Source organism: Flagellimonas pelagia, assembly GCF_003584135.1.
GTDB lineage: Bacteria > Bacteroidota > Bacteroidia > Flavobacteriales > Flavobacteriaceae > Flagellimonas > Flagellimonas pelagia.
The window spans coordinates 98,507-121,593 of sequence record NZ_QXFI01000011.1; the positions used below are offsets into that span (position 1 = coordinate 98,507).

Sequence of the window (23,087 nt, forward strand, 5' to 3'; positions counted from 1 at the left end):
ATTGTCGGTTTATAAATACCTTTATATAGGTTAAAAATCCAATCCCATTGTATAAAGAATCTTTTAAGATGAAATTGAAGTTTACTTTTCATATATCACTTGTTCTCTTTTTGTTGTTCCTGTCTCAGGCCTCAGCACAGAAAAAGGAATCAGCACAGATATCATCTTTAATACAAAATTTTAAAAAGGACATTCGTGGCCCGTATAAGGACATTCGTTGGTTCTGTACCGATGGAAGTATCCGAGCTCCAAAAGATCCTTGTCCAGATGAAATAGGGCCAGGGGTGCAGCACGCCCGGTACAAGGATGAAGTGGTGGCGTTAGGCAAATCCAACCATGTTTATCTAGGTCAGATTTTGGCCTATACCGATCAAGAACCTTTTTGGGATGTGACCAATGACCATTCACGGTTGAAACAATATCAACTTGATAAGTATTTAAGAAGTGTTGACAATGGTTGGATCAACCAAAGGGGACAGTTTTATCGTGGCGCCATCCAATCCGAAGACGAGGAAGCATGGGGCATCGAATTCTACAAATGGCTTTTGTCAGATGATGAAGTCTTAAAGAATGAATTTTTCCTGGTGCGCCAGTCTTTGAAGGATATCCCGCATAATGGGGACGATAACGTGGCCCAGAAAATGAGGAGTGAGTCCAAGGTCATTTCCGACCTGTATGAACCCTTCATGGATCTTAGAACGAAAATCCACAGCCAACCCGAAGATGACGATATCCAAAAAGTGCTGCAGTTCAAGCAAAAGCATAGCGCCAAGTTAACAACGGATCTGTCCAATAAATTGAACGAATTGGTGGTCACCATGAGGGAATTCCATAAGCCTGTAGATATCTCGGCACTTCCCAAAAGAGCCTCCCTTACAAAGGGCACTCCTCTGGGAAAGGCTATCGAAAGCTTTGCTTCCGACAAGGAATTGGAGGGAAATCCAAAACAGTTGATGGAACAGGCTTCACAGCTATTGTTTGATATTCGAAACGGATTATTAGAGGAAAAGAGACCCATGGCCAGGCTGCAATTGCTGGATGTATCCTTAAAATTGGAAGAAATCGTTTTTAAAAGTTCACCCGATTACCAACCTGAAAACTTAAAGGAACTGCTGCACAAAATCTGCTATTTGGGGATGGCCGTTACAGGTTCTGGCTATTTGGAGCAATGGGAGTGGGGGCAATTGGCAAGCAACCTCACCAACTATGAAGCAGATGAACGTACTTTAGGCGAATTGACCGAAGTATTGAACCGGGCCCGTTCCGCTGTGGAATGGAGTGCGGCCATGGTAAAGGCCAATTATGATGCAATAGTAAAGGAATATGTTGCTTTTGAACCCCTTACCGCCGGTTTTGTTGATGATAAGATACGAGGGTCAGTGGCCCTGCATTTAGGCCAAAGTGTTGGGGAATTGGGCAACCTCATTTCAGCAGAATCCCAATTGGCCAATAAAGTGATGGATATCCAGAACCAGAGTACCATTCGTGGTCTGAATCCCGGGTATGCTTTTGGGGAATTGGTCGTTGTGGGAGGCAGTTCGGATGATATTGAGGTGTCGTCGGACAAGATCTATGTCTTCCAACGTCCCCCGTCTGATTTAAAGCCTGTTGCAGGAATTGCCACGGTAGCCGAAGGCAATATGGTTTCCCACGTGCAATTGTTGGCCCGTAACCTCGGAATTCCCAATGCGGCATTATCGGACCAAAACCTTCAAGATCTTAAAAAGTATGATGGTTCAAAAGTGTTTTACGCGGTTTCCAATAAAGGGAACGTTATCCTGAAACCCGAAAACCAAATGTCCAAGGAGGAATTGGCTCTTTTCGAAAAAAAGGAACGCAAAGAGGAGCGCATCGAAGTCCCCATTGCACAAATACGGTTGGATGAAAACAAGGTGCTAAACATGCAAGACGTGGATGCCGACGATTCCGGAAAATTGTGCGGACCCAAAGCTGCTAATTTAGGCCAGCTTAAAAAGATGTTCCCCGAAAAAGTAGTGGAAGGTTTGGTGATCCCCTTCGGGATTTTCAGAACACACATGGACCAAAAAATGCCCGATCAAGAGGGATCCTATTGGAATTTCCTGACCAAAATGTTCGAAGAGGCCAATCGCATGTTGGCATCCGGTATTTCCGAAAAAGAGGTTGAGAATTACCAATTGCGTCAATTGGAAATTTTAAGGGATGCCATTAAAAAAATGCCGTTGCGGGACGACTTTATCGATCAATTGGAAACTGGATTCAAAAACGTTTTGGGCTCCGAATTGGGTTCCGTTCCCGTGTTTCTACGCAGCGATACCAACATGGAGGATTTAAAGGATTTTACCGGAGCCGGACTCAACCTTACCATTTTCAATTCGGTGGAAAGGGAAAAGATTTTAGAGGGCATTAAAGATGTTTGGGCTTCACCTTACACCGAACGGAGCTTCAAATGGCGTCAAAAATATCTGTTGAACCCCGAAAACGTGTTTCCATCCATTTTGGTCATCCCTAGTGTGGATGTCGATTATTCGGGCGTATTGATCACCAAGGGCATCAGCATGGGAACCGATAAGGACCTGACCGTTGCCTTTAGCAGAGGAGCTGGCGGAGCCGTTGATGGACAGGCAGCGGAACAATATCTCATCAAAGATGAAGGCGGCTATGTTTTATTGGCCCCGGCTCGGGAACGTTTTTATAACGGGTTGCCCAAAACGGGGGGCACCGAAAAGAAAAAGGCCACTTTTCAAGACCGTGTGTTGAATGAACGCAATATCGATGAGATAAGAGAATTGGCCCATCAGATTCGGGAGCGTGTTCCAAAAGAAACGCATTCGGACTATCAAGGGGCCTATGATGTTGAACTGGGCTTTAAGGACAACAAGCTTTGGCTGTTCCAGATCAGGCCTTTTGTAGAAAATAAGAAGGCGTTGGGGTCCACTTATCTGGAATCCATCACACCAAAAATCGACCTGACCAAACAAATTTCACTTTCCAAAAAAATCTAGATGAAAAAGATTGTTGCACTCGGCATATTGGGGATCATAGGATTGAGTTTCACCGAGTTTGTGGAATATCCCATCGATGGTTATGAGCGAACGGGGATCAAAAGGCTCAAAAGGCTGGAAATGGTCAAAAATGGGGAGTTGAAAGATACTTCACCTTTGCCGGAAGGTGCCAAAAAATCATGGGAAGATATTCAATTGAACCTCCTTTCCAGAAAGATGGACAGTGTAGGTAGTTTTTTTGTGGTGGATGAAACCTTCCAAAAGGAAATCAATGGGCTTTTCCGAGGATTGGATAAAAGTTATTCCCTGACGATTCTTGATATTTCCGAGCCCGATAGCATTCGGTACGCGGAACGCAATAAAACCTTGGGCTATCAACCTGGGAGTGTGGGCAAATTGGCGGTTTTGACAGCCCTTTTTGAACAATTGGCCAAAATTTACCCCGATTCCTTTGAGCTGCGAACCCAATTGCTGAAAAATAAAGTGGTAAAAGCTGGGGTATGGGGACTAACAGATGAGCATACCATTCCCATTTTTAATGTAGAGAAGAACACCTTGGTAAAACGCCAGGTCATCGCCAGTGATGTGTTCAGTTTGTACGAGTGGGCCGATCATATGCTTTCTGTGAGCAACAATGGTGCAGCTAGTATTGTGTGGCGCGAAGCCCTTTTAATGGCCGCTTTTGGTGAAAAATACCCTGATCTTACCGAGGAAGAGGCCATGGCCTATTTTAAGCAAACCCCGAAAAAGGATCTCACCGATCTGGCCAATGATGTGGTCAATCTTCCGCTTCGCAGTTTGGGCATTACTTCGGATGAATGGCGGTTGGGTAGTTTCTTTACCGGTGGGGCCAATACCTATGTGGGCGATAAGGGAGGAAGCATAGGTACGCCTTATGGATTGATGAAATTTTTGGTCCAATTGGAACAAGGTAACGTCATTGATGAAGCCAGTAGTCTGGAAATGAAACGGTTGATGTATATGACGGATAGAAGAATCCGTTATGCACAATCCCCTGCATTAAAGGATGCAGCCGTTTATTTTAAATCGGGAAGTTTGTACAAATGCGATAGATCCAAAGGCGAGGAATGCGGAAAGTACATGGGCAACGTGCAAAATTTCATGAACTCTGTCATCATTGTGGAGCATCCGGACAATTGTAGGTATATGGTGGTGTTGATGACCAACGTACTGCGAAAAAATTCTGCTTCGGACCACATGTATTTGGCCTCGGCCATAGATAAGATTGTTAGGAAGGGTTGATTTCCGTCAAGGCGTTTTGGGCAAAATCCCTTATTTTCTGGTTTTCGTCCGAGGTGAATCTTTTCAATAAAGGTTCGTATTTGCTTTCCTTTTGTTTTCCGATGAGATAAAGCACTGCCAGTTTTAAGTTCACGTCCGGCACTTTGAGCAATTGCTCAAAGCATTCCATTTCGGATGGAATGTTGTGTTTGATTTTCAGAATCGCTTCCTCCGATGAAAAATCCATGGTAGCTTCCTCAATGATGGGCAGTAATTTTTGCTTTAGGTTTCCGGTCAACAAGTTGTCCAAAAACTCGATGGATTTGTTCCTAGCCTCTTGCTTGGGACTCAAAAGTCCCAAATAGGCATTCTGAACATCCTCCTGTACATACTTTAACCCCAAAAGCTTAAAAATACGTTCAAGACCTGCATCCAATCGTCGTTCCAAAAGTTCCAAAAGCGAAGCCCTGGCATCCCTTTCCTCAACATCAATGCTTGCCCCCGACTTTTTCCTGTTACGGTACGAGATGATGATCTGCGTATGCATGGCGGATAAGGTCTGATGATATAACCTACATTCTTCAAAAATCTTGGAGGCCACCTTGAATCTGTTAAAACGTAGGGTTGGTCGTTCCCTTCTGATATCGCTGAGGGCACGGACCACTTCCAACCGGATGCTGAGATCCACATCATCAAAAAGCTGGAACAGACCGTGCACGGCTTCCTTCGATTTAAAGGATTTGATGACCAAGGGCACAAAGCGGCATGTTTCCAGATCTATGGTCCTTTTGCTTACCTGTGAAACCAAAACAGGTAATATTCCAGGACCATAATTGTTCATTGCTTCTATTACCGTAGGACGATAGGACTTGTTAGGCAACAAATGCAGCAATTTGTCGATGAACATGGCGTGCATGCTGATACCTGCAGCAGTGATGGCCGCTTTTTTCAAAACTTCGTCCTGGTTGTCCAAGCCATCCAGGATCACGGGATACAACTGCGGGTAGCCTGAGGCGCCAACAGCTTTTAAAACAAGTGGATTGATCGGGTTGTTGTTGTCGGACAAACGTTTTTCCAGCCTTCCTTCCAGGTTATGGTTCGTCCTTAAGGTCATATTGCCCGCACTTTCCCTTGCCAAACAGAACAGGGCCGTGTCCCGGACCAATGCATTTTCGGAATCCAGAAATTGATCAAAGACATATTCTTCTTTCTGATCGGAATGCAACAAGAGGTATTCAAAAGTGGCCAAAGTAAGGTCTTCATCCCCGTACCCAAGCAATTCGTTGATCTGTACCACCATGGAAGAGGTATTCAAAAAATACAGATTGCGCATGGCTGCCGCCTTCACTTTTAGGGATGGATGGTCCAACAATCGCAACACATCGCTGGTAAACCGCCTGTCGTTGATTTCCATCAGCTTGTTGAGCATAAACAAAACCTGTTCTTCGTTACCGGATAAGAAGATATTTTTCATACCCTCGACCACGGACACCTTTTTGGCTTTTGAAACAAAGGTGTTCTTTTCCTTGGCAGTGGAGGTTTCTAAATTATTCTTGAAGGTGGCGTAATATTCCTTCCTCAGTACCCCGATGAAAAAAATCCATACCAACACCAAACCGATGATCAAGAGGGTAACGCTCAAGGTTCCCAATTCCAGTCCGTTTACGAAAAAAACCAGCAAAAGCCCAGCAAATCCTGTGGCAATACTGTCTACCACCACATCGATGAAGGATTTGGTCCGGTTCTTCAGATCAAACGGAAGCGGCAAGGCCAGTAGTTCGGAGGCACTTTTGTTGATGGACTGCTTCATGATCCCATCCATGGCCTTTATGGCCACAATGGCAGAAAGCTCGGGAAGAAAGAGGAAAAAAACAGCTCCAAATAGAATGCCTAATGGTAATAACAATAGTGAAAACCCAACACCCCAAATGCCCACGATCCGATGCGTTAAAAACAATTGCACCGCTAAGGAAAGCAGGTTGAAGGTGGAGAACCAAAATGCAAAAAAAGAAGTGAGCTCCTCAGGGTCTTCAATGGATTTGGCCGCAAAATCACTAAAAAGGTAATCTACCAATTTGGCCACCAAAACCCCAACGGCCACCGTTAACGCCATATAAGTCAGGTGTCTGGACTTTTTGATGAGTTTGTAAGGGTGTCCATCGGTGAGCGAGATTCTTTTTTTCTGCTTGAACTCATCCAGTTTGTTCACGCGCAATCTCCATATATATCGCAGTAAGGGAAAACATCCCATCAACAAAACAGCGGCAATAAAGATCATGGCATCGTTACCGAACACAGGGGCAAATATGGAAGTTAAATATCCACCGAAAATACCTCCCAATATGGCTCCGGAACCAATAAATCCGAATAGCCGTTTGGCGTCCCTAACGTTGTACACTAAGTTGGCCAAAACCCAAAACTGGGAAGCGGACAATACCGCATAGATCGATACCCATATGTAAAAGAAAAACAAAAGGTAGGTGTTCATCAACCCAAAAATCAACAGAAAGCCTAAGGCGATCAAAATGATGATCGAGGTTGAAAGCGTTGTTTTTATGATGCGGTTCAGTTCAAACTTGGTTAGTATCTTGGTGTAGAACATAGAACTTGTCATCGCGGTAAGGGCCACTAAAATATAGGCCAAGGACAATTTTTCGGCACCAAGCTCGGAAAGAAACAAGGCATTGATGGTCGGTTTAATGATCAACAATACCGAAATGATCAGAAAAATATAGCAGAACATAAAAAGGGAGATTTTGTATTCTCCCTTTCGTATATCAAAAAATTGATTTGCCAGTCTATAGATCATTGGTCAACGTGCTATCCAATGTCTAAATTTCGGGTTTTTTCAATACTTTTTCCACTGGTTTTACCAAATTCCGGATGATTTGCTCGCCATCCGGATCATCAACAAGGGCCACCAATATGTATCTGCGATTGGATTCTTTTCCCCATACGAGGATGGAATCGGAGTGGAATGTTTTCCAAGACCCAGACTTACGGAACAAGCGCGCCGTAGGGGCAATGATGTCCAAGGTGTTCACGAATTTATGATGCAACTCTGGGTTTTCCATGATGTTCAACATCTGTTTGGACCTTTTTTCGTTCACCAACTGGCCATTGGCCAAGAGATAATAGAATCTGCAAACCTGGGTCACCGAAGCTGCGTGGCTTAAATGTTTCAAGGGCTCCCTATTGGTGTCACCGCCCCCACCGTACCGTTTTCCTACCCAAAGTCCACCGCCATTTTCCTCATCATAAAAGGCATACTTGGGGTCTGTCATCACCGATTCTATTTTGGCATACCCCACACGGTCGATCATTCGGGTGGAGGCTGCATTGTCCGATTTGCTGATCATCAACCTCATATCCTTTTTCACTTCTTGAGTCTCCACCAGCTCTCCCTTTTCAATGGCATCCATGGCTGAAAGGAGAATGGCTATTTTGGGCAAGCTTGCGGCATACATCATATAATTGCCATTGATCCTGGCAAACCGAACCTTTTCTGGATTACTGAGATCCACAATGCCAACGGCCATCTTTTTTTGAGAGATCAAATGGGACCAGGTTTCATTGCTCATAATTTCCTCTTCCAAATTGTTTTGAAGGGAAGTGTCCACTAGGTTGGTAAGCGGCTTCATATTTTCGCTGCCCATTTTTAAGGGCAACGCTTGCTGTCCTGAAACGGATGGGATTAGGGCGGAAAAAAATAAAACAACAAAAAAAGTCCTCATCAATAAGTAAGGTATAAAAAACTAACCAAAATTATATAATCCTAAGATGCACAATGTGTTAAAAATTCATTTTTAGAAAAAATGTAAACACGGCCAATGATACAGGTTTTGTTGCTAGATTATCGCGCCATTTGTTAAAAAACTAAACGTATCCAACACAAAGTTCTTCTAGAAAAACGCTGTCCCTGATACTTTTATTTTTCAATTAGGCTATAGTAGGGGCATTTTTATTCCCAAGGAAATATTCCGTCCTGGACTGTAGATCTCATACGACCGGAATCGGCTCATGTGATCTAAATATTTGTTGTCTAACAGGTTGTTGGCGTTCAAGAAAAATTCCATTTTGCGGTAGTGGGTATCCAGTCCTAAGTGAACCAAGGTATAGCCAGGGGTTTCCATTTCATTGGATGCCACTTGGTGCTGCTCAAAACTGGTATTGGTGCCAATATTGAATGTCCATTCGGTCAATTTGCCCCAATGGTCCCAAGTGATGAAGAGATCGTTGTTCCATTTGGTGGGAGGCATTTGGTACAGGTACTCGTCCTCATCGGCAAGTTTGCCTTTTAGGGTAGAAAGGGATGTTTCCAAATGTCCCCAAGAAATGATGTTTGGGTGAAGGTTCAACATAATTTCACCCCCATAAATGGCCGCATCGTGTTGCTGAAATTCATACAAGGGAACCAATACTTCCGGGTCCAGATTGCTATTGGTTTCCTCTCCTGTTGGGGTAATGTAGATATAATCGTTGATGGCATTATAAAAGGCACTGCCCTCAAAGGATATTTGTTTTCCTTCATAAGCAATGCTTCCATCCCATTCGGTATTGGTTTCCTTTACGAAGTCCACATTTCCTACTTCATACCGTTGGCTTTCCAGTTTTACGCCGTTGGACATCAGTTCGTTGAGGTTGGGAGACCGATAACCGGTGGCCACGCTTGTCCTGAATACCAAATGTTCCATGGGTTCGTAGGCCGCTCCCAAGGAATAACTAAGGTTGTCATAGGTTCTGGAAATAGCGGGTTGGGTCACGGTTGTATTGGTGCTTTCCTCCGTATCTAGGTTTCGGTGATCATAACGGGCTCCAATGCTTAAGTTGAAATAATCCTCTTCCCATCGGCTCACCCCAAAAAAGCCAATATCGTTAATGTCGGCATCAGGGATCAATTGCGTAGTGCCCTTATTGCCGTTCGCGTTGTTCTTGTGCATGCCCTGTGAGCCCACGATGGTATGGAAATGACCCATTTCCGGAAGTAACCATTTTACATCATAGGTGTAAGATTTGAGAATCATGTCCAGATAGGTGTATCCTTTTTTATTGCCTGCGAGTTCCTCGTTTTCGGTGCGGTGGTTGTTCTGGTAGCCCAAAGTGGCCTTTATGGTGGAGGCCCCGGCCAAAATAGTAGTTTTGGATATGATCCTGTGGTCGATGACCCCATGGTAGGGCGCTTCCGTCTCAAAAGGGAATTTTTCCTTTTCCAAACTATCAATGTTGATGATACGGCCATCCTCGTCCTTTACAATATCCTTACCATCCAAAATACCGTAAAAGGCCTGGTTGAAGGTGTAGGAAAGTTTGGAATTCCCCCAAGACCTGTTGATGCCGGCAAAGCCTTTGGCACCGTACTCCAACAGGCGGGTATTGGGAACCCTAAAATCGAATCCGTCATAAAAGTAGTCTGAGAGCAGTTTGCCCAGGGCGCTGACACCCCAATTGAATTTTTCCGAAGAACTTTTCACCCCGGCCTCGGCTCTTCCGCCGCGGTTGTTGGAGTAAGCCATAGCTTCCATATCGGCCTGTGTTGTGCCCACTTCTGCCGGTTTTTCCTCCACAAAACGGACAATGCCTCCCATGGCTTCGGGACCATAAAGCAACGAGGACGGACCTTTGATGATTTCAATGTGATCCAGTCCCAATTCGTTAATGCCGATACCATGTTCGTCGTCCCATTGTTGTGTTTCGAAGCGGATACCATCCACCACGGTCAGCACGCGGTTGCTGGAAAGTCCCCTGATTACCGGTCTGCTGACCAATGGCCCTGTGGAAACGGCACTTACCCCAGGTGTTTTGGGGATGATGTCCATAACACTCATGCCTCCCGTTTTGGCCATTTGTTGCTTGGGAATCACGTCAATTTTAAAGGTTTCCTCCTGTTGGGGTTTTTCGTATGCCGCCGCGACCACCACTTCGTTGATGGCAAAAGGCTGTGGTTCAAGGGCAATGTTCAGGATCAATTCCTTTTCATCGTCAACTTCAAAGGTTTCTACTTCCGTTTCAAATCCCACAAAGCTCACTTGTATAGCGTAAACGCCTTTTCCGAAGCCGGATAGTTGAAAATTTCCTGAAGCATCCGTAGCGGTCGCCTTATTTATGGCACTCACATATACCGAGGCTCCTTCCAAAGGCTGGTCGGTTTCGTTATTGGAGACCGTGCCCTTGATGGTGGTCTGGGCTTGTATCGTAAACAACGCGGCCAAGAAAAATAGGGCGGATAAAAATTTGGTCATAAGGTTGAATTTAGAAGGTTGGTTTGTTTCAGCAGGGAAATTACAAAACGTAAAACCAACAGGAGATAGGTTTTTGAATTTTGTGGAGGTTTGTCCACCATGAAAATGGATAAAAAATCTTACCGATGTAAATAGGGTATTGCCCTCTGTTTCTGCTGGTTTGTGAATTGCAGAATTGCTAAAAATTGGTATCGAACGATTTTTTTCATAATTTTTTTCCAAGGAATCAGTTTTATTCTAATTTTAGCTCGATCATTAAGATAAAAAAAGCACCATGAACAATAACCTCAGACGTGTGATAGTGGATTACAAGAAGTTGACCCCAGAGGTACTTAAACTATTGGTGGAAAAGTACCCCGATGGCTATGGGGACAATGATGTGATCACTTTCAGAAATTTAAAGGGAGAATTGATAGAAGCCGTTGAAGTGTCCACGGACGACACCAAATATTTGGTAAAGATCAGTTTGAAATTGGAACATAGTATGGCCAATTATGACGAAGATGATGAAGACGACGATTTGGACACAGGGGATTTGGGTAAAATCCCTGGTAACGACGACGATTTTTCCGATTCAGATGCGGATGATGAAGATAACGACGATGACGATCGTGATGATGTCGATGATGACCTTGATGATGTCGCCGACGACAGCGATGAGGATGACGACGAAGACGACTATTGATCAGCCCCTAATTCCCTAAGTTTTTTAGCATTTCCTCGGTGGTCTGGTCCAAATCGAACCTAGGCTCCCAACCCCATTGTTCCCTTGCCTGGGAGTCATCGATACTACTTGGCCAGGAATCAGCGATCTGTTGTCTGAAATCGGGGGCATAGCTTATTTTAAAATCAGGGATGTGTTTTTGGATACTGGCGGCCATATCTTCGGGCGCAAAACTCATACTTCCCAAGTTGTAGGAGGACCTCACCTTTATTTGTTCTGCAGGACTGTCCATTAAATTGATGGTGGCCCTGATGGCATCGTCCATATACATCATAGGTAATTTGGTGCCCTTGCTCAAAAAGCTCTCATAATGTCCGTTTTTAAGTGCTTCATGGTAAATCTCCACAGCATAATCGGTGGTGCCCCCACCGGGCATGGTCTTCCAACTGATAAGCCCAGGGTAACGTACGCTTCGTACATCCACCCCATATTTTTTAAAATAATATTCGCACCAACGTTCTCCCGATTGCTTGCTGATACCATATACCGTACTTGGTTCCATGATGGTGCTTTGGGGGGTTCCCTCTTTTGGGGTATTGGGGCCGAATACAGCAATGCTCGATGGCCAAAAAACCTTGTTGATTTTACTGTCCTTGGCCAAATTAAGTACGTTGAACAGAGAGTTCATGTTCAGGTTCCAGGCCCTCATCGGGAATTTTTCGGCCGTGGCACTGAGCATGGCGGCCATTAAATAGATTTCATCAATATCATAATGCATCACCACATCCTCAATGGCGGCGTAATTAGTGGCGTCCAATAGCTCAAAGGGACCCGATTGCATGAGGGAATCGTTGCCTTCGCGGATATCACTGGCAATTACGTTGTCCGCACCATATTTGTTTCTGAGTTCAATGGTAAGTTCAGTTCCTATTTGGCCACAAGCGCCAATAATGAGAATAGGTTTGTGCATTAAAATTGAAGTTAATTCGGTTTGGGGGCAAAGATACCCTTTATTAAAATTTGTACATTCGCCTATGCGAAAATTGTTAGCTGTACTGATTGTTTTTTCGGTTTTGGGCGGGTGTAGGAAAACCGATGAAGGTACCACGGAAAACTCCGGTGGGGAGGAACTTGCTTTCGACTACCAAAAAATGCCCGAACGGGCCACCATCAATCCCGAAGCCACTAAAATTGTGGAAGGTTGGGAAGAGTTCAAGGCGTTCAATGCCAGTATCGATGTGCTGTACAAGGCAACCAATAATGAAGATTTGGCCTTGGCCATCGACGACCTCATCGAAAAGGAAAAGGAACTGAACAAGGGCCATTATCCTGAATTGTTCGATACCTTTCAGATCAAGAGCAGGCAACAAGTGGTCCGAACCTATCTGTACAAGGTAAAGGCAAGTATTCTGGAGAACCAGCCCACTACAGAGCCCACCATAGATATGTTGCAGGCCTACAATGCCATGCGTAAACAGTTCAATGTGATCGTGAATAGTCAGTTGGACAAAAAATTGATTTTGGATGAAAACTAAAACTGTTTTTTTATTGTGGTCTTTGATGGCTACCCTATTGGTCAGTGCACAGGGGGCCGAGAAGCAGAAAATCAATGAAGTATTGGACCATTGGCACCTGGCCGCAGCCAATGCCGATTTTGATGCCTACTTCGGGTTGATGACCAAGGACGCTGTGTTCATAGGCACCGATGCCATGGAAAATTGGCAGAACGAAGCATTCAAAAACTTTTCAAAACCTTATTTTGATAGGGGCAAGGCGTGGAATTTCACTTCCGTACAACGCAATATCTACCTAAACGAAGCCAAAACCTTTGCTTGGTTCGATGAGTTGTTGGACACGCAAATGAAAATTTGTAGAGGTTCGGGAGTACTCAAAAAAATAAATGGGCAATGGAAGATTGCCCATTATGTATTGTCGATTGCCGTTCCCAATGAAAATGTGGACGAATTGGTCCAGATCAAGGAGAAAAAAGATGACGAGTTGCTTCTGGAACTAAGGAGCAAGCAGCAAAACTAGTTTCCTTCGGTAGTGCCCTCTTTCTTTCTGGCTTCCAAAGCCTGTTTGCTCAAACTGGCCAAATTGAAATTCGGGGCAATTTTAAGGGCTTCATCAATGGAAGCAATGGCCGCATCAATGTTTTCTTTGTCCTGGTTAAAGTCCACTAGGCCCTTAAGATGGTAGAAAGCCGCCTTTAAAGGCACTTCGTAAGGTTGTTGTCTTTCGTAAAAGGCATATTGCATATCATCCTTTGCATTGGCAATGCCATATTCGATATTGGTGGATGCCCCAGCAACGTCCCCCGTCTGTATTTTTAGGTCGGCCATTTCGTAGGCCACGTAAGGAGAAGGTTCTCTTTTGAAGAGTTCCTCAAATTGTTCCAATGCCCTTTTGGGTTGGTTCAGGGCCTTCAATGAAACCGCTTTGATCTGTACGGCCAAATCGGAATCGTCAGTGTTTTTCTCGATTCCTATGGTGTTCAAGGCCTGAATGTGCTGTCCGTTGTTCATGTACACAAATGCAAGGGTATCCTTTCTTTCATTGGATGGGGAAAGTACATTCAAATGGGTCAAGGCCCCAATGATCCCGTTCACATCGCCCTGCATGCGCATTTCGTTGTAAAAGGCTTCATAATGCTTCAATAGTTCGCTCTTGGTTTGAGAAAACCCATTGATTCCCATGAACAGCAACAGCGCAAAAACAATCTTTTTCATTGAACTTCAAATTAGTGCGCCAAAACTAAAAAAATAATCGGTACCACTCTGTTAAGAATCACATAAGTAAAGGTTATGTGGATGAAGAAATGATTGAAGTAGTGAATTGATGGCCTTTTTGTAGGAAGTTTTCACTTTTTACGCGTTTGCCCGTGTCATGTACGGGCAGGTCTAGGTATTCAGGGGGTGCAACACCACGCTTAACTGCTTCGGCGGAATAATAGTCTTTTTTGCTGGGATGAAGGGGATATACCCCGTTGAAGATTTCGCCCCAATACCCTTCATTGATGATGGAGCTTATCATATGGATGCAATCTTCCAGATGGATCAGGTTGATGGGATGATGTCCGTTCTTCAAATCTTTTTTCCCTGATAGTTGCTTGATGGGATGACGGTTTGGACCAATAAGCCCCCCGAACCTTAAAATAGTCGTCAATCTGCTGGAATCGTTCTGGAAAAGTTGTTCGCTGGCCAAAAGTTGTTTGCCCGATTCCGTTACAGGATTGGGAGGAGAGGCTTCCGTAACATCGCCATCTTCATCACCATAAACGGCCGTACTGCTTACAAAAAGGATTTTGGAGACTGGGCTTTTCTTTATTTGGGCTTGAAGCTGCTTCATTTTTTCTATAAAGCTTTCCGCATTGCCCTGTCTAAGTTTGGGCGGTACATTGATGACCAAAATATCGATATGGGACAAAAAGGTTTCGATGTCCCCGTCAATGCCATTTTCCGATAAGGAAATATGATAGGGAACAATGCCCAAATTTTGAAGCGCTTCCAATTTATCGGAAGAGGTGGTGGTCCCGTGCACCTCCAACCCCTTTTCAACTAATCTTTGGGCCAAGGGCAGACCAAGCCAACCACAGCCTAAAACCCCTATCCTGTTACTCAAATTTTAAGGTTTTTATCGTCAAAATGGCATCGTTCAGGACAAAAGGCATGGGGATACTGGTTTCGGGTCTTTTGGGAACACTGAACTCCTTGTTGGTAAGTAGGTCGTTGGAAGCTTCGTAAAAACTGAGTTCCAGAACCGAATCTTTCGGAAAGCTCAGCTCCAGTTCCGTAAAATCGTTGTTGGTGATGTAATGGGTGATCAACCTACTGCTCCGGTTTTCCAGAAAATAAGGGGACAAGGGGATGCGGTTCACCGTGGCGGCATGGATAGGCACGGAATTGGTATATACATCCAACCGGTTTACATTCCGTTTTGGGGTAACACAGAGCTCAATGATGCGATTCTCGCCAATGATGGTGTCCTTAACCTTATCGATTAGTGGGAGGGCAAGATCCTTTTTAGGGGCATCCGCAATGTAGCTCAACTTGGTCCGGTACTTGCTAAAAAGGGTCTCCGCTTCTGGTTTTCTTTTGTTATCCCCTAAAAACTGGGCGTTCCAGGAAATCAGTTTTTGGTCATAGGTGCCCCAGACCGAGGAGTCGTTATCTGCATTGTAGATGTATACCAAACTGCTGGGTTTTGGCCTTTTTTCGTTGAAATTCGATTGGAGATGGCTCGAAATGCCAAAAACAAAAAAGAGGAACAGGAACAGATAGGCCAATCGACCTTTACTTTTCAATTGACTAAAAAAGGGAAGGACCAGAACGAACAGCAAGGTGGTAAAGAGGGTAGCGGCCACCATCATTTTTAGGCCCAACCCTACGGGAAACATTTTGATGAAAGGGGAATATATCAACACGGCTGGCAAGGCCAAAAACACCAAAAGGTATGGACTCGGTTCCTCTTGGTTGATGGTCACCATAAAAGCAGCCAATAATCCAAACAAAGGAATGATGAAAAAGCTGGCCCCTTTTAAATACGCGGCAACCAATCCACAGAGGATAAGCCAAATAATAATGGGGGCCACCAAAAGATTGGGGGTGCATATTTTTTTGAACTTGTGATAGGTATAAAAACAGATGAACAGGGAAAAGGTCACAAAAACGGCAATATAGGTATAGCCGTTGTAGGTGAAGCCGTGCAGCATGTCCTTAAAACCAGGGTACCACCACGTAATGATAGTCCAACAGAAATAACCCACCACTCCATTGACCAACAAAGTGATCAAAAGTGGTAAAAATCCCTTCAGGATTTCTTTTGTGTTCAGTCTCTGTTTTTTAAACCCAATCACCAATAGGATTACAAAAGCCACCAAGGCCATACCGAACATAGGCCAAATCCACTCAAAAGGATAGGAAACCAACCTAAAGAGGGGAAGGTTGAAGTAGATATCATCATTAAGGCTTTTCAGGTTGTTGAGGTCGGCATTGCCGAAATAATGCAACAAGGGCATCAGGTAGCTACCTTGATGGGCCAGCGTTTTTTTGTCCAACCGATCATAAGTATCCAAAGCCGTATGGTAATCAAAATGGTCATCGATAAAGGCAAAATTAAAGCCATCAATGTCACCATCTTCGCGAAAAACAGTCAGGTCCGTATCGTTGGGCAACATCTTATAAATACTATAGGCCAGTGAATTGGCCACAGGATATTTGGGATTTGCCTTGGTGAACTCCTTGATCAGGGTGCCATTGCCTCTGTTCGTTTCAATGAGCATGTAACTTGGGCCGCCGCTGCCCCGTGCCTCAAAATTGAGCGCAAGACCTACATCTTTGGCCCAAGGATGGTGGTTCACAAAAAGGTCGGCCCCGTTCAGGCCCAATTCCTCCGCATCCGAAATGAGGATGATGATGTCGTTCTTCGGGGTTTCGTTACTCGCCAATAAGGCCCGTACCCCTTCCAAGATAGTAGCCACCCCACTTCCTGCATCACTCGCGCCGTAGGATGAATGGGGACCACTGTCGTAATGGGACAATAAAAGAAGTGCCTTGCCCTGACCGGAACCTTTAATGCGGGCCAAAATGTTGGTAGCCTTGCTTAGATTGGCCCAATCCCCGGCAGTGTAACCTTCCTGGGTGGTGGTCTCCAACCCCATTTTTTTCAATTCAGCAATGATATAGCTTTTGACACGGTCATGTCCCGGAAAACCCACCGCGTGGGGTTCCATGGATATGTTTTTCACATGTACCAGGGCCCTGTCGGTAGAAAAGGATGTATCGGAAATATCCGAATCTGGTCTGTAAGTGGGCATCAAAGATGTAAAGCTCCAATACACGGCAATACAGAGGAGCAAAAGGGCAAGCGTCCGGGAGAATTTCATGGTTTGGTCATGTTGGTATATAAATGTATGAATTTATGAAAGGTTCTCATATTTTGATGTGAAAAATTAGGTTATTCGCTAAAAAAAGCTATATTTAATATTCAACTTTAAATTCTAACCATATGGCAATCAAAAGTTTTCAAGGCGTGCGATCCAAAGAGGAGAACAAGAAGAAATACAATGCCCCTATCTTGGTGGAAGACTATATGACCAAAAAATTGATCACTTTTTCCCCCGACCAATCCATTTTGGAAGTGATGGAGACTTTTGCAAAGCACCATATTTCCGGAGGGCCGGTTGTGGACAATAATGGTTTTTTGGTGGGAATCGTTTCCGAAGCGGACTGTATGAAGCAAATTTCGGAGAGTAGATATTTCAACCAGCCCATATTGGACAAGAGCGTGGAGCGTTTTATGACCAAGAATGTGGAGACCATTCCCCATGATATGTCCATTTTTGATGCTGCAGGAGTGTTCGATCGTCATAACAGGCGTAGGTTGCCCGTCATGAAAAACGACATTTTGGTGGGTCAGATCAGCCGGAAGGATATCGTGGTAGCGGCCTTAAAACTGACGGCCCATAGTTGGAAATAGGCTATTCCCTTTTTACGATCATATAAAAATCATTGTCAAGCGGCAGATAACCCAGGTCATACACAAAATAATAGGTGCTCCCTTTTTTTGTGGTGTACAGGTTGGTGATGTATTCAAAATCAAAACCTTTATCCAGCAAACGCATTTTGGTGGTCTTGGTCTTTCCTTCCTTTAAAGGAAAGCTATCGAGGATGCGGTAATTTTTTCTAAGCTTGTTGTTGATGTTCCGCAGTAGGTTTTTACTATCGCGGTTCAGTTTGTTGTTGTAGGAGTTGCGGCAGTGGTCCGAGCAGAATTTTTGGTCCACCCGACCAACCAGCTTTGCACCGCACTCCAAACATTTTCTTTCAGACATGGCATAAGATTAGGTGACCACAATATCATACTTTTTCAACAAACCGATCAATCCTTCCTTACTGAACTTGCTTTTTTTCAAGGTGTTGATGGATGGATCAATGGAAAAATTTAATGCTGAGGTAAAATCCACCTGCTCTAATTGGGTGTGGTTGAAAATGGCGTTTTCCAGGTCTGAATTGGGGAATTGTGACATTTTGAGATTGGCTTCGGAAAAATCCACTTGGTGCAGCTTGCAGTTAAAAAAGGTGGTTTTTGGAATTTCCATGCCGTAAAAGGAAGCCACCGAAAGATTACATCCCGTAAATTGAAAGGCCAAAACCATCGGATTACAGGTCTCGAACTGCACTCCCACCATTTTGCAATCCACAAATGTGACCTCGTTAAAAATGGTATGGGCAATGTTGGTGTTGGTAAAGTCGCAACCTTCAAAAGTGCATTCCACAAAATTTTGATTGTCCAAAAATCCCTTGGAGAACAGGCAGTCCACAAAGCGGCAATTCTCATAATCACCCTTGGGCAATTTGTTTTGGGTATAATCCTGCTTTGTGAACTCCTGATCGAACCAAAAGGGTTGTGCCATTATTCTTCGGATAATATGATAGCCGGAATTTCCAGCGATTTGAACATGTCGTTGTAGGCTTTCATGCCATCGTTTACAATGGCGTTTTTTTCATCCTCATACGTTTTCCACTGGGCCAAAAGATCTCGTAACCGTTCCTTGGCGCCGTTGGTCACCTTCGGTTCGGCCACGTCCACAAACCCTTTTAAATGCATGAACTCGGCATTCAACTGGTTCCGGAAGTTGATCACATCCTGGAACGTCTTTTGGTTGGGCTGAATCAACTTTTCTTCCCAAGTGGTAATGCGCTCCAAAAGCTTATCCCCATTTTCTAACAAGCCTTTGGCTTTCTCATTATCCTTCAACAAGTCTTTGTAAGTTTTGAGCTGATTTTTGGCCTTTCGAATCTGGTTAACCCCCTTGTGCATACTGTTGATGGTCTCATCAATTTTAACAAGGACCGATTGTTGTTCCGCGTAATCCGCTGGGGTGCCTTCCACATTGGGGTCGGCCAAAACCACGGCATTGGTCTCCATGGATGCATCACCCATTGAAAGTCGTAACGTGTAGGTGCCGGGTGCCACACGGGCCCCTTGATACCCTCCATAGGCAAAAACTTGATCTACGGGAATCACGGACTCACGGCTAAAATCCCAAGTGAATCGATTGTAACCTTTCAAAGAAGGCAGAACCGCTGGTTTTGACGGTCCGCCGGGCCAACTTTTGAAATCTTTTGGAGCTTGATTGGTGATGGTCCGGATCACTTTTCCTCCGGAAAGCACTTCTAGTTTCAGCTCTGTGGAATCCAATTTTTTGGGCAGATAATAATCAAAGGTTACCCCCGATTTTGGGTTTTGCCCCAACCCTTGAACCGGTTTGTCGGTACTGCCGTTAAAAATGCGGTAGGACGGTTTTGGAGTCACAATGCTCAACTTTGTGGCTGGATTCACACTGGTTTGAATGGCCCCAAGGTCGTCCAAGATCCAAAAGGAACGTCCCGCCGTGGCAGCGATCAAATCGTTGTCATGAATGGCCAAGTCGTTGATTGGAACTAGGGGTAGGTTGAGTTGCAGGGGCTGCCAGTGTTGTCCATCATCCAAGGAGACAAACAAGCCTGTTTCGGTACCGGCATACAACAATCCTTTTTGTTTTGGGTCTTCCCGGACCACGCGGGCAAAGTTATGCTCGCCATCAATCCCTTGTGTGATTTTGGCCCAGGTTTTACCGTAATCCGAGGTTTTGAAAATATAGGTGTCCAAATCCATGAACTTGTATCGCATGGCCACCATATAGGCCGTTGCAGGGTCATGGGGAGACACTTCAATGCTGTTGATGATGCTTTCCTTTAAATTGGGAGGAGTAATGTTTTCCCAACTTTGGCCACCGTTTTTGGTGATGTGTACCAAACCATCATCCGAACCGGCATAAAGAACCCCTTTTTCGTGTGGGGATTCCACCAAGTACATAAGGGTGTTATAGTTTTCGCCCCCTGCGGCTTCGTTGGTGTACGGCCCACCTCCTGGACCTTGTTTTTCTGGGTCGTTTCGGGTAAGATCGGGACTCACCACTTCCCAGGTGTTCCCGCCATCCTGTGTTTTAAAGACCACATTCCCGGCATGGTAAATCGTGTTCGGGTCGTGTGGCGAACTGATGATGGGTGCGTTCCAATTGTAACGGAACTTAAAATCTTTTGGAACTTTGCTGAGTCCCAACTCAGGATATTCCTTGATGGGTTTTGCTTCCTGTGAAGCCCGTACCCATTTCTCGATGATACCTTGGTAACAGCCACCATAAATAAAATCGGGATTGTTGGGGTCAAAAGCCAAATAGGCGCTTTCGCAACCTGACACGGCATACCAATCCTTCCAATCAATGCCATCATCATGGGTTCTACTGGCAATGGCCACCGAAGTATTGTCCTGCTGGCCACCATACACGTGGTAAGGCACCAAATTATCCGTGATCACGCGATAGAATTGGGAAGTGGCCTGATTCTCCTGGGAGCTCCAGCTTTTACCTCCATTGTTGCTGATGTTGGCACCTCCGTCATTGGAGTTGATCATGATTTTGTTGTTGTGCGGATGTATCCAGAGGTCATGGTTGTCCCCATGTGGAGTGGATAAAGGCGCAAAGGTTTTTCCACCGTCAATGGATTTGGTCACGGGAGCGTTCAACACATACACCACGTTTTCATCTTGGGTATCGGCAAAGATTTCCATGTAGTACCAAGAACGGGCAATATTGATGCGGTCCTTGCTGGTCTGCTGCCAGGTCTTACCGGCATCCACGCTTTTGTAGACCCCACCTTTTTCGCCTTCGGCCTCCAAAACCACATAAACAATGTCGGAATTGGCCCTGGAAACCGAGATGCCCGATTTACCAAATTCCTTTGGAATACCCTTGTCCATCTTGGTCCAAGTGGTACCGCCGTCGGTGGATTTGTACAATCCGGAAGATGCCCCGCCGGATTCCATAGTCCAAGGATACCTGCGGTGTTGCCACATGGCCGCGTACAGGATCATGGGGTTGTTCATATCCATGGAAAGGGAGGAAGCCCCCGTGTTTTCATCCACATAAAGGACTTTTTCCCAAGTTTCGCCCCCATTCAGGGAACGATACACCCCCCGATCTTCGGATGGGCCATATTGTGCACCTTGGGCCGCCACAAAAAGGATATCGGGATTGGTCGGGTCGATGATCACATCGCCAATATGGCGGGTCTTGTCCAAACCGATATGTTTCCAGGTTTTGCCTGCATCGGTGGATTTATAGACACCATCTCCCATGGAAGTCATCACCCCACGGGCAGGGTGTTCTCCCATGCCTACCAAGACCAAGTTGGGATTGGTTTCGGAAACGGCAATATCACCTACGGTGCCTGTTTTTAAGAATCCATCGGAAATGTTCTCCCAAGTGATGCCGTCATCCGTAGTTTTATAGATGCCACCCCCGGTAGAACCCATGTAATAGGTGTGGGGTTGGCCCACCACCCCGGTAGAGGTGACACTTCGACCTCCACGGTACGGCCCAATATTACGCCATTTGAGTCCCGGGAAAAGGGAATCGTTGACGACAACCGCGGGAGTGTCGGATTTTTTGTTTCGTTTTTGGGCATGCGAAGGGTAAATGGCCAGCAACAGGGCACATAGGAGTAATAGTCTTGGTTTCACGAGTGTTGGAATTAGTTATCCTGTTAAAGATACTAATTCAAAGCCATTGGAGGTACAATGAGCAGCGTAAAACTGCCTGTAAACCCTAGGGAAACATCACGGTTTTTTGGAATAGGCAAAAAGGATTTCCTCGGCTTCGCCATTTTCTTCGATGAGCACGTAGACGTTCATGTGGTTTTTATCCACCAACTCCATGGTAAGGCCTTCAAAATAGACCTTGTTCTTTTCCAGTTTCACCAATTTGAAGTCGATGGTCTCGATTTTATCCTCCCATCCCTTCAGGTTGCCATCAAAATGTTTCAGCTGGAGAATAAGGGAATTCTCCAGCTGTTGAATGTGTCCCACTTCATAAAAAGAGACCTTATTGTCGTTCACCAAACGGAACACGAACATCATGGAGTCGCCCAAAGGCGCGCTCCAGATTTCTTCAGCCGTTCCGCCAAAGGCTTCCCCGCTCCAAGATCCCTCGATCCAGGCCACCTCTTTTAAGGAAGCACTGGGCGATTCCTGTCCTTCGGACAGTTGCATGGTCTTTTGGGCGGAAACGATTCCGGTGCCCATCAATAAAAGGAACAATAAGCGTCTCATGGGTGGTGGTTTTTGTGGTTAGTTGGAAAGGGCAAACTTGACGTTCACCATGGATTCCACTTTTATTTTTTCAAAATCGATGTCCAAGGGTTGCTCCATACCCTGCTTAGCAACGGAATAATCCATTTCCATGCGAGCAGCTTGGTAATATCTGGGGTAATAAGGTTGTGAGTTGTCCACAATATGGATGGCCATGCCCACTTTTTGGCCCAATGGCTTGGATAGGGCCACGGCTTTTTGCTGGGCTTTTTTCACGGCCTTGGATTTCAGTTCCAGTTCCAGCTCGTCCATTTTGGAATATTCGGTTTTTTCTACATAGGCGTTGGCGATCTCCAATTGCTCCAAGGCCACCATGACTTCCCCGGCCTGCTTGCCAGAATAGACTTCCAACGCGTATTGTTTGCTTTTCAGCACTTCCTTGTCGCGCAAGAAATATTTTTTAAAATCGCTGCTAAAATCCTTGATCACCAATTGTTTGTCTATATCAATGCCCATGGCCTTAAAGCGTTGCGCCATTTTGTTCTCCTGCTCCTCTACGGATACACGGCCTTTGGTGTCCTTTTCCTGAATGGTGATGCTGAGGTAGATTTTGTCCGGCGTTACCAAGGTGTCCACTTGGGCGGAAGTTTCCAGATAGGGCACATCTAAAAAGCTCTTGGTTTGGGCAAAAAAGGCGGTGGTGCATAGCAATGCTGCAATAGGTAAGAAAAACTTTTTCATAGTTTCATTTTTGTTTAAAGGTAAATACTTCCCTGTGAGATACAAAACCTGTACCACTTTACAAACGCGAATATGCTATTCCGTAAA

The 23,087-nt window shown here is 45.0% G+C and carries 18 protein-coding genes; 6 read left to right on the forward strand and 12 right to left on the reverse strand.

What is annotated here, in order from left to right; genetic code table 11:
- The first annotated feature begins 68 nt into the window (after positions 1-68).
- The gene (locus D2V05_RS03670) at positions 69-2,984 is read left to right on the forward strand and encodes a PEP/pyruvate-binding domain-containing protein (protein WP_119646196.1); all 2,916 of its coding nucleotides are present in this window, start codon (positions 69-71) and stop codon (positions 2,982-2,984) included.
- Entirely contained in the window at positions 2,985-4,247 is a 1,263-nt protein-coding gene (locus D2V05_RS03675; RefSeq protein WP_119646197.1) for a serine hydrolase, read from the forward strand.
- Here the strand turns inward: D2V05_RS03675 and D2V05_RS03680 are convergent.
- The 3 genes from D2V05_RS03680 to D2V05_RS03690 form a co-directional block, all read right to left on the reverse strand.
- Positions 4,234-6,969 (reverse strand): hypothetical protein, encoded by a 2,736-nt coding sequence (locus tag D2V05_RS03680; protein ID WP_147378219.1) that lies wholly within the window; start codon positions 6,967-6,969, stop codon positions 4,234-4,236. The genes D2V05_RS03675 and D2V05_RS03680 overlap by 14 nt on opposite strands.
- A gap of 88 nt (positions 6,970-7,057) precedes the next feature.
- Complete coding sequence (locus D2V05_RS03685) at positions 7,058-7,867, reverse strand: serine hydrolase (RefSeq protein WP_313786744.1); 810 nt, start codon at positions 7,865-7,867, stop codon at positions 7,058-7,060.
- Positions 7,868-8,170: 303 nt separating this feature from the next.
- The gene (locus D2V05_RS03690) at positions 8,171-10,465 is read right to left on the reverse strand and encodes a TonB-dependent receptor (protein WP_147378220.1); all 2,295 of its coding nucleotides are present in this window, start codon (positions 10,463-10,465) and stop codon (positions 8,171-8,173) included.
- Between the two features lie 274 nt (positions 10,466-10,739).
- Between D2V05_RS03690 and D2V05_RS03695 the strand changes: the two genes are divergently transcribed.
- Positions 10,740-11,150, forward strand: a complete 411-nt coding sequence (locus D2V05_RS03695) for a DNA primase (RefSeq protein WP_183114780.1) — start codon at positions 10,740-10,742, stop codon at positions 11,148-11,150.
- A 7-nt stretch (positions 11,151-11,157) separates the two neighbouring features.
- On the opposite strand, the gene D2V05_RS03700 is transcribed toward D2V05_RS03695, so the two are convergent.
- Positions 11,158-12,099 carry an NAD-dependent epimerase/dehydratase family protein gene (locus tag D2V05_RS03700; RefSeq protein WP_119646201.1) on the reverse strand — a complete coding sequence of 314 codons (942 nt, stop codon included), beginning with the start codon at positions 12,097-12,099 and terminating at the stop codon, positions 11,158-11,160.
- A 64-nt stretch (positions 12,100-12,163) separates the two neighbouring features.
- Between D2V05_RS03700 and D2V05_RS03705 the strand changes: the two genes are divergently transcribed.
- Both D2V05_RS03705 and D2V05_RS03710 read left to right on the forward strand, forming a co-directional pair.
- Positions 12,164-12,664: a hypothetical protein gene (locus D2V05_RS03705; protein ID WP_119646202.1), complete on the forward strand. Its 501-nt coding sequence runs from the start codon at positions 12,164-12,166 to the stop codon at positions 12,662-12,664.
- A complete protein-coding gene (locus D2V05_RS03710) occupies positions 12,654-13,163 on the forward strand; it encodes a nuclear transport factor 2 family protein (RefSeq protein WP_119646203.1) in 510 nt (169 codons plus the stop codon). Before D2V05_RS03705 ends, D2V05_RS03710 begins: the two co-directional genes overlap by 11 nt.
- Here the strand turns inward: D2V05_RS03710 and D2V05_RS03715 are convergent.
- The 3 genes from D2V05_RS03715 to D2V05_RS03725 all read right to left on the reverse strand — a co-directional run bounded on the left by D2V05_RS03715 (position 13,160) and on the right by D2V05_RS03725 (position 17,013).
- Complete coding sequence (locus D2V05_RS03715; RefSeq protein ID WP_119646204.1) at positions 13,160-13,858, reverse strand: tetratricopeptide repeat protein; 699 nt, start codon at positions 13,856-13,858, stop codon at positions 13,160-13,162. The genes D2V05_RS03710 and D2V05_RS03715 overlap by 4 nt on opposite strands.
- A 73-nt stretch (positions 13,859-13,931) precedes the next feature.
- Entirely contained in the window at positions 13,932-14,750 is an 819-nt protein-coding gene (locus D2V05_RS03720; RefSeq protein WP_119646205.1) for an SDR family oxidoreductase, read from the reverse strand.
- A complete protein-coding gene (locus D2V05_RS03725; protein WP_119646206.1) occupies positions 14,743-17,013 on the reverse strand; it encodes a M28 family peptidase in 2,271 nt (756 codons plus the stop codon). Before D2V05_RS03725 ends, D2V05_RS03720 begins: the two co-directional genes overlap by 8 nt.
- A gap of 122 nt (positions 17,014-17,135) precedes the next feature.
- Here D2V05_RS03725 and D2V05_RS03730 point away from each other — a divergent pair, with 122 nt between their 5' ends.
- A complete protein-coding gene (locus D2V05_RS03730; protein WP_119638896.1) occupies positions 17,136-17,606 on the forward strand; it encodes a CBS domain-containing protein in 471 nt (156 codons plus the stop codon).
- A gap of 1 nt (position 17,607) precedes the next feature.
- On the opposite strand, the gene D2V05_RS03735 is transcribed toward D2V05_RS03730, so the two are convergent.
- The 5 genes from D2V05_RS03735 to D2V05_RS03755 all read right to left on the reverse strand — a co-directional run bounded on the left by D2V05_RS03735 (position 17,608) and on the right by D2V05_RS03755 (position 23,000).
- Positions 17,608-17,961 carry a hypothetical protein gene (locus D2V05_RS03735; RefSeq protein WP_119646207.1) on the reverse strand — a complete coding sequence of 118 codons (354 nt, stop codon included), beginning with the start codon at positions 17,959-17,961 and terminating at the stop codon, positions 17,608-17,610.
- A 9-nt stretch (positions 17,962-17,970) separates the two neighbouring features.
- Positions 17,971-18,543, reverse strand: a complete 573-nt coding sequence (locus D2V05_RS03740; protein WP_119646208.1) for a pentapeptide repeat-containing protein — start codon at positions 18,541-18,543, stop codon at positions 17,971-17,973.
- A complete protein-coding gene (locus D2V05_RS03745; RefSeq protein ID WP_119646209.1) occupies positions 18,543-21,692 on the reverse strand; it encodes a VPS10 domain-containing protein in 3,150 nt (1,049 codons plus the stop codon). The genes D2V05_RS03740 and D2V05_RS03745 overlap by 1 nt, the downstream gene beginning before the upstream one ends.
- Before the next feature lie 96 nt (positions 21,693-21,788).
- Positions 21,789-22,280: a DUF6265 family protein gene (locus tag D2V05_RS03750; RefSeq protein ID WP_119646210.1), complete on the reverse strand. Its 492-nt coding sequence runs from the start codon at positions 22,278-22,280 to the stop codon at positions 21,789-21,791.
- Between the two features lie 18 nt (positions 22,281-22,298).
- Complete coding sequence (locus tag D2V05_RS03755) at positions 22,299-23,000, reverse strand: SIMPL domain-containing protein (RefSeq protein ID WP_119646211.1); 702 nt, start codon at positions 22,998-23,000, stop codon at positions 22,299-22,301.
- Between the last annotated feature and the right edge of the window lie 87 nt (positions 23,001-23,087).

Excerpts from the sequence above, each read along its gene's own strand:
- D2V05_RS03675 (WP_119646197.1), top strand. The coding sequence starts at position 2,985 with ATGAAAAAGATTGTTGCACTCGGCATATTGGGGATCATAGGATTGAGT.
- D2V05_RS03750 (WP_119646210.1), bottom strand. The coding sequence starts at position 22,280 with ATGAGACGCTTATTGTTCCTTTTATTGATGGGCACCGGAATCGTTTCC.
- D2V05_RS03690 (WP_147378220.1), bottom strand. The coding sequence starts at position 10,465 with ATGACCAAATTTTTATCCGCCCTATTTTTCTTGGCCGCGTTGTTTACG.
- D2V05_RS03680 (WP_147378219.1), bottom strand. The coding sequence starts at position 6,969 with ATGTTCTGCTATATTTTTCTGATCATTTCGGTATTGTTGATCATTAAA.
- D2V05_RS03710 (WP_119646203.1), top strand. The coding sequence starts at position 12,654 with ATGAAAACTAAAACTGTTTTTTTATTGTGGTCTTTGATGGCTACCCTA.
- D2V05_RS03695 (WP_183114780.1), top strand. The coding sequence starts at position 10,740 with ATGAACAATAACCTCAGACGTGTGATAGTGGATTACAAGAAGTTGACC.
- D2V05_RS03725 (WP_119646206.1), bottom strand. The coding sequence starts at position 17,013 with ATGAAATTCTCCCGGACGCTTGCCCTTTTGCTCCTCTGTATTGCCGTG.
- D2V05_RS03715 (WP_119646204.1), bottom strand. The coding sequence starts at position 13,858 with ATGAAAAAGATTGTTTTTGCGCTGTTGCTGTTCATGGGAATCAATGGG.
- D2V05_RS03705 (WP_119646202.1), top strand. The coding sequence starts at position 12,164 with ATGCGAAAATTGTTAGCTGTACTGATTGTTTTTTCGGTTTTGGGCGGG.
- D2V05_RS03740 (WP_119646208.1), bottom strand. The coding sequence starts at position 18,543 with ATGGCACAACCCTTTTGGTTCGATCAGGAGTTCACAAAGCAGGATTAT.
- D2V05_RS03735 (WP_119646207.1), bottom strand. The coding sequence starts at position 17,961 with ATGTCTGAAAGAAAATGTTTGGAGTGCGGTGCAAAGCTGGTTGGTCGG.
- D2V05_RS03730 (WP_119638896.1), top strand. The coding sequence starts at position 17,136 with ATGGCAATCAAAAGTTTTCAAGGCGTGCGATCCAAAGAGGAGAACAAG.
- D2V05_RS03685 (WP_313786744.1), bottom strand. The coding sequence starts at position 7,867 with ATGAAGCCGCTTACCAACCTAGTGGACACTTCCCTTCAAAACAATTTG.
- D2V05_RS03670 (WP_119646196.1), top strand. The coding sequence starts at position 69 with ATGAAATTGAAGTTTACTTTTCATATATCACTTGTTCTCTTTTTGTTG.
- D2V05_RS03755 (WP_119646211.1), bottom strand. The coding sequence starts at position 23,000 with ATGAAAAAGTTTTTCTTACCTATTGCAGCATTGCTATGCACCACCGCC.
- D2V05_RS03700 (WP_119646201.1), bottom strand. The coding sequence starts at position 12,099 with ATGCACAAACCTATTCTCATTATTGGCGCTTGTGGCCAAATAGGAACT.